Genomic DNA, 6,000 nt, shown 5'->3' with positions numbered 1-6,000 from the left:
TGCCGTCCGCAGGCTGCTGCGCACGCGCGCTGGCCGTCGACAGGCCGAACAGCGCGATGGCGCCGAGGGCCGGCCCGAGAAGCGCGCCACGCATCACGCCACCGTGCCGCGCGCGACGCGCGCATCGCATCGCGCCGCCCTTTCCGGCTGCCTTTGGCCTCCTGATCATTTCATTCGTCTCCATGCTTGTATTTCGCCGTGGTGTGCCCCGCACCGCGCGGCGTGCTGTTGTCGCGAAGCAGCGTGCGAGAACCGTGCCAGCCGCGTCGGCACGACGCCCGCGCGCGTCGCCGCGCACGGCGTGCGTGACACCGGCGCGGGCAGCGCTCCACCTGTCACGGATGCCGCGCCACCTGTCATGTTTGGCAACACTGCGCGCACGGGGGTGTACCTGAATGCAACACCTTCGTTGACACGTGCGCGCGACGCGTCCGACGCCGCACGACGCACGACGCGCCCGTGTGCCGCGTCACACCGGCTTCGCGCCGCGATGGCATGCGACTTGCGTGAACGGCTGCGCACTCGGCCCGGAATCCCCACCGTGCCGGCGCGACGAACCGTTCGCGGCGGTGCGACCACAATGACTCAGGAGACAACCATGAAGAAACTCTCGGCTTCAGCGAGCCGGCTGGCGACGATCGGCATCGCGGCGGCAGCAGCCGTCGCGCTGAACCCCGGCCTCGTCGAAGCGGCCGCGGACTACCCGGCCGTGACCTACCAGCGGCTGACCGATGCGCACACAGATCCGGGCTGGCTGACCTACTACCGCACCTACGACGGCCAGTCGCATTCGCCGCTCAAGCAGATCGACGCGTCGAACGCGAAGGAACTCAAGCAGGTGTGGGCCTACAAGTTCCCCGCCGAGCTGAAGCAGGGCTTCGAAGCCACGCCGATCATCAACGGCAACTACCTGTTCGTGACCACGCCGAAGGACAACGTCTACGCATTCGATGCGAAGAGCGGCAAGCAGCTGTGGAAATACGAACCGAAGCTTGGCGCGGCATCGTTCAAGACCGCATGCTGCGACGTCGTCAACCGTGGCGTCGCGCTGTACGGCAAGAACGTCTACGTCGCGATGCTGAGCGGCGAGGTCGTGGCGCTCGACGCGCAGACGGGCAATCTCGTCTGGAAGAAGCAGATGTTCGAGCCGGGCCTCGGTTATGCGTTCTCGCTCGCGCCGCTCGCGCTGGACGGCTCGATCATCGTCGGCACCTCCGGCGGCGAATACGGGATTCGCGGGTACATCGCCGCGCTGAACCCCGAAGACGGCTCGCTGGTCTGGAAGCGCTACACGATCCCGAGCCCCGGCGAAAAAGGCGCGGACACCTGGCCCGACGGGATGCAGGCGCACGGCGGCGGCGCCGCCTGGCTGACGGGAACCTACGACGCGGCAAGCCGCACGCTGTACTGGGGCGTCGGCAACCCCGGCCCGTGGCTCGCGGCGCTGCGTCCCGGCGACAACCTGTATTCCGACTCGCTGCTCGCGCTCGATCCGAAGAACGGCAACCTGAAGTGGCACTACCAGTACACGAGCAACGACACGTGGGACTACGACGGCGTCAACACGCCGATCCTCGCGGACATCAAGTACAAAGGCAAGGACTACGACGCGATCATTCACGCCGACCGCAACGGCTTCTTCCATGCGATCGATCGCACGACCGGCAAGCTGATCTACGCGGAGCCGTTCGTCACGGCAACGTCGGTCACCGGCTACACGGCCGACGGCAAGCCCATCGCGGACCCGTCGAAGTTCCCGAAGGCCGGCACGACGATCGACACGTGCCCGAGCTTCCTCGGCGGCAAGAACTGGTGGTCGGTGTCGTACGACCCCGCGCGCCACATCGCGGTCGTACCTTCCCTTCACGCGTGCATGAGCCTGTCCGGCAAGTCGGTCAGCTACATGGAAGGCCTGCCGTATCTCGGGGAAGGCTTCGAGATCAAGCCTGAACCGGGCAGCCAGGGTTACGGCGAACTGCAGGCCATCGACGTGAACACCGGCAAGAAACTGTGGGGCCACTGGTCGAAGAAGCCGTGGAACGGCGGCGTCGCGACCACCGCGAGCGGTCTTGCATTCAGCGGCTCGCTCGACGGCCACCTGTATGCCTTCGACACGGCGACCGGCAAGGTGCTGTGGGAGAGCCCGCAGCTCGCGAGCGGCATCATCGCGCAGCCGTCGGTGTTCGAGGTCGACGGCAAGGAATATGTCGCGGTGCTCGCCGGATACGGCGGCGCGAACCCGATCTGGGGCGGCCCGATGGCCGACGTCGCGAAAGACGTTCCGCGCGGCGGCACGCTCTACGTATTCGCGCTCGACTGAACGCGCGTCGCGCCCGGCATGCGCCCGATCCGGGCGCGACGCCCCCACTGTTTCAACCGGAATGCACGACCATGAAAACTCGACTCGCTCCCCTGACCCTCGCCAGTCTGCTCGCCGCGGGCGTGGCGCTGACCCCGATGTCCGCCGCGGCCGGCGGCGTGCGCGTCTGCACGCTGCCGGGCAGCCCGACCGCCGCCCTCGACATGTCGGTCGCACGTGAAGTGCTGCGAACCGCCGGCATCGCCGCCTCGTTCAACCGGCGCGGCGTCGACGACGACGGCGGCGACGACGGCATCTCCGCCGCCGAACTGAAGCAATCGCTCGAACGCGACTGCGACATGATCGCCGGCTTCCCGCGCTCGGCGATCGCCGATGCATCGAATGCCCGGATGGGTTTCTCGCAGGGGTATCTGCGCTCCAGCTACGTCAGCGTGACGCTGCGCGACGCGCATGCACCGTCCACCGGCAAGGAAACGATCGCGGCCACGTACTCCAGCCCGTCGCAACTGATCGCGGCACAGGCGACGAACGCCCGCTTCGATCTCGAGAACACGTCCGAGCAGACCATCGACGCGCTCGCGACCGGTCGCGCACAACGCGCGATCGTCTGGTATCCGAGCGTCGTGGCGTACCGGCGTGCGCATCCCGGCCAGCCGTTCCGGATCGCGGCCACGGCGTCGCCGTACTCGGACTGGCAGCTCGCGTTCGCGTTCGGCCCCGATCGGGACGCGCTGCGGCAGCGCATCGACGCGGCGTTGTCGCGGCTGAATGCCAACGGCCGGATCGCCGCGCTCACACGCGGCTGGAACCTGCCGGAAAACATCGCTCAAGCGGCCAATATGCCGTCGCGCGGCCGCTTCCTCGACGGCGCGGTCGCGTCGGCCGGGCACTCGCGCACCGGCGTGCTGCTCGCCGGCGGAACACCCGCGACGGGCGGCTTCATCAAGGTCTCGGCGAGTGACGAAAACGGCGTGCCGTCGTTCGACAATGCGCAGGCACAGCACGGCAAGAAGCTCTATACCGATGCCTGCGCGAAATGCCACGGCGACCAGCTCGAAGGCAATACCGCCCCCGCGCTGAGCGGGGAATCCTTCGCGCCCGAGGGCAAGTCGCACATCACGGTCGGCGGCATCTTCCAGTACATGTCGAACAACATGCCGGCCGATCGCCCCGGCAAGATGACGGCGCAGGAATACGAGGACCTGATGGCGTTCCTGCTCTATTCGAACGGTTATGACGCATCGAAGAGCAAGCTGACCGCCGATGTCGCCACCTCGTCGAAGGCGCCGCTCGTCGCCGGCCCGCGCAAATAACGCTTTTTTCTCCCTTCGCTTCGATCGACCGCCGCGCCGGGAAGCCATCCCGGCGCGCGGGGCCGGTTTTTTTATCCAGGAAAACGACATGATCTCCCGCACTCGCAGAACCTTCATCGTTCAGACCGCCGGCCTGTGTGCCGCACTCGCAGCCGGAACAGGCGCATTCGCGGCAGCGCCGCTCGTCGACGAAAACGACGCGGCCGCGAAGACGCTCGGCTACCGCGCGAAGGCGACGACCGTCGATGCAGGCAAGTTCCCGAAGTACCAGGCCGGCCAGACGTGCTCGAACTGCCGCTTCTACAAGGCCCGCGCCGGCGAATCCTCCGGCACGTGCCCGATGTTCGGCGGCAAGGCGGTTGCCGCCGAAGGCTGGTGCAACGTCTATGCAAAGCTTGCTTGATCCCGGGCGCGGGCGCGAACACGACGGCGTGCCGCGCGGCGGCACGAACGCGGAGCGCACGGACCGTTTGAATGCGCTGGTCGCGCTGGGCATCGGGCGCGGCTACGTGACGCGCGGTGAAATCGTCGACGCGCTGCCCGACGATGCCGCGGACGGCGCGGATTTCGACGCCGCCGCGTCGATGCTCGGCGAATGGGGAATCGAGGTACGCGAGCACGTCGACTCGCGAAGCGCATGGACGCTCGATCGTCATTTCGCGCGAGCGACAGACACGACGTCGCCGCTCGCCGAAGCGTCGGCCCCGCTCGCGACCGCCGATCTGCTCGCGGCCCGCACGAGCGATCCCGTCCGCATCTATCTGCGCGAAATGAGCGCGACACCGCTGCTCGACCGCGAAGAAGAGATCGCGCTCGCGCTTCATCTGGAAAGCGGGCGCGCGGCGTGCATCGACGCATTGAGCCGCGACCCGGCTGCGCTCGACGCCGTCGCGTCGATCGCCGGCGACATCCGCGCCGGCAAGGTGGCGGCATCGGTCTACGTGACGGGGTTCGTCGGCGACGCCGAATCGCCTGACGAAGCGCCCGCGGCTTTGCCCGGGGAATCGCCCGGCAACGCAACGGCGCCTGATTCGACCATGGAATCACCGGAGGGGGAGGACGACACGGACCGCGCGCCGGACAGCCCGGCATGGCGCGACAGCGTCATCGCATCGCTCGACCGCGCCGGCGCGCTGGCCGCCGGGATGCAGCACGCATTGCGTACCTGCGGTTTCGCGTCGGCCGGTTACCGGGCGCTGCTTCGCGAGGCCGCCGCGTCGACCGGCAGGATCCGCTTCACCGCGCGTGCGATCGAACGCATCGGCCGCGCGATTCGTGACCGTGCAACGCAAGCACGCAAGTTCGAACAGCGCATCGTCGACATCCTGGCCGAATCGGGCATACGCATCGATTCGCCGCGCCGCGACCTCTTCATGCCGTGCGACGACGTGCGCGCATGGATGACCGACTGCATCGCCGCGCATGCCGGCTGTACCGCCGCCCTCACCCGCCGCGCGCCGGCGCTGATCGAAGCACGCACCGCGCTCGCCGGCCTCGCCGGCGAGTCGAGCCTGCCGCTCGACATCGCGATCGCGATCGATGCGCGACTGTCGCGTATCGAGCGCGCAATGCAGCCCGCGAGAACGAAGCTGTTCCAGAGCAATCTGCGGCTCGTCGTGTCGATCGCCAAGCGCTATCCCGATCGCGGCCTGCAGTTTCTCGACCTGATCCAGGAGGGCAATCTCGGCCTGATGAAGGCCGTCGATCGCTACGATCACCGGCGCGGCTTCAAATTCGCGACGTACGCGACCTGGTGGGTCCGGCAGGCCATCACGCATGCGATCGCCGATCAGGGCCGCACGATCCGCGTGCCCGCGCATACGGTCGACGCGATCAACAAGCTGTCGCGCCTCGCGCGAACGCATGCGCAACGAACCGGCGAGGTTGCCGGCGCTCCGACGCTCTCGGCGCAGATGCGGATCCCGGTCGACAAGGTGCGGGATCTGATGGATATCGTGCGCGAGCCCATCTCCGCGGACCTGCCCGTTTCGCCCGATCACGACCTCACGTTGTGCGACGTCGCGATCGACCACGCCGCACCGACCCCGGAAGAATCCGCGAGCGCCCGCCAGCTTCGCGCGGCGGTTGCGGCGCTGATCGACCGCCTGCCGGCACGTGAAGCGTGGATTCTTCGCTTGAGGTACGGCATCGACGTCGAAAGCGAGTATTCGCTGCGCGAGATCGGCCGGCAACTGAATCTGTCCGCCGAACGCGTTCGCCAGATCGAAGTGTCGGCGCTCGAACGGATCAGACAGTTCGGGCACGCACCGGCGCTTCGGTCGCTGATCGCCTGACGCCGCCAGGTCGCCCCACCGCGCTCCGGAACGAGCGGCCGACCACCTTCCCCGGCCCGCCACCTGTTGAGGA

Annotated in this window: 4 protein-coding genes; all 4 read left to right on the top strand. The window is 68.0% G+C overall.

Features of this window, described 5'->3' with window-relative positions:
• Positions 1–598 precede the first annotated feature (598 nt).
• The 4 genes from DPV74_RS27065 (at position 599) to DPV74_RS27050 (ending at position 5,927) form a co-directional block, all read left to right on the top strand.
• Positions 599–2,320 carry a methanol/ethanol family PQQ-dependent dehydrogenase gene (locus tag DPV74_RS27065; protein WP_027790654.1) on the top strand — a complete coding sequence of 574 codons (1,722 nt, stop codon included), beginning with the start codon at positions 599–601 and terminating at the stop codon, positions 2,318–2,320.
• Positions 2,321–2,391: 71 nt separating this feature from the next.
• The gene (locus DPV74_RS27060) at positions 2,392–3,633 is read left to right on the top strand and encodes a c-type cytochrome (RefSeq protein WP_119338302.1); all 1,242 of its coding nucleotides are present in this window, start codon (positions 2,392–2,394) and stop codon (positions 3,631–3,633) included.
• An 88-nt stretch (positions 3,634–3,721) separates the two neighbouring features.
• Positions 3,722–4,036 (top strand): high-potential iron-sulfur protein, encoded by a 315-nt coding sequence (locus DPV74_RS27055; RefSeq protein ID WP_119338301.1) that lies wholly within the window; start codon positions 3,722–3,724, stop codon positions 4,034–4,036.
• Entirely contained in the window at positions 4,020–5,927 is a 1,908-nt protein-coding gene (locus tag DPV74_RS27050) for a sigma-70 family RNA polymerase sigma factor (RefSeq protein ID WP_119338300.1), read from the top strand. The genes DPV74_RS27055 and DPV74_RS27050 overlap by 17 nt, the downstream gene beginning before the upstream one ends.
• Positions 5,928–6,000 lie beyond the last annotated feature (73 nt).

The sequence above is a fragment of the Burkholderia sp. HAN2018 genome, assembly GCF_024704855.1.
Classification (GTDB): Bacteria; Pseudomonadota; Gammaproteobacteria; order Burkholderiales; family Burkholderiaceae; genus Burkholderia; species Burkholderia cepacia.
Note: the sequence above shows the minus strand (reverse complement) of the source record. Positions and strands in the feature narration are given on the sequence as shown.

Excerpts from the sequence above, each read along its gene's own strand:
- DPV74_RS27065 (WP_027790654.1), top strand. The coding sequence starts at position 599 with ATGAAGAAACTCTCGGCTTCAGCGAGCCGGCTGGCGACGATCGGCATC.
- DPV74_RS27060 (WP_119338302.1), top strand. The coding sequence starts at position 2,392 with ATGAAAACTCGACTCGCTCCCCTGACCCTCGCCAGTCTGCTCGCCGCG.
- DPV74_RS27055 (WP_119338301.1), top strand. The coding sequence starts at position 3,722 with ATGATCTCCCGCACTCGCAGAACCTTCATCGTTCAGACCGCCGGCCTG.
- DPV74_RS27050 (WP_119338300.1), top strand. The coding sequence starts at position 4,020 with ATGCAAAGCTTGCTTGATCCCGGGCGCGGGCGCGAACACGACGGCGTG.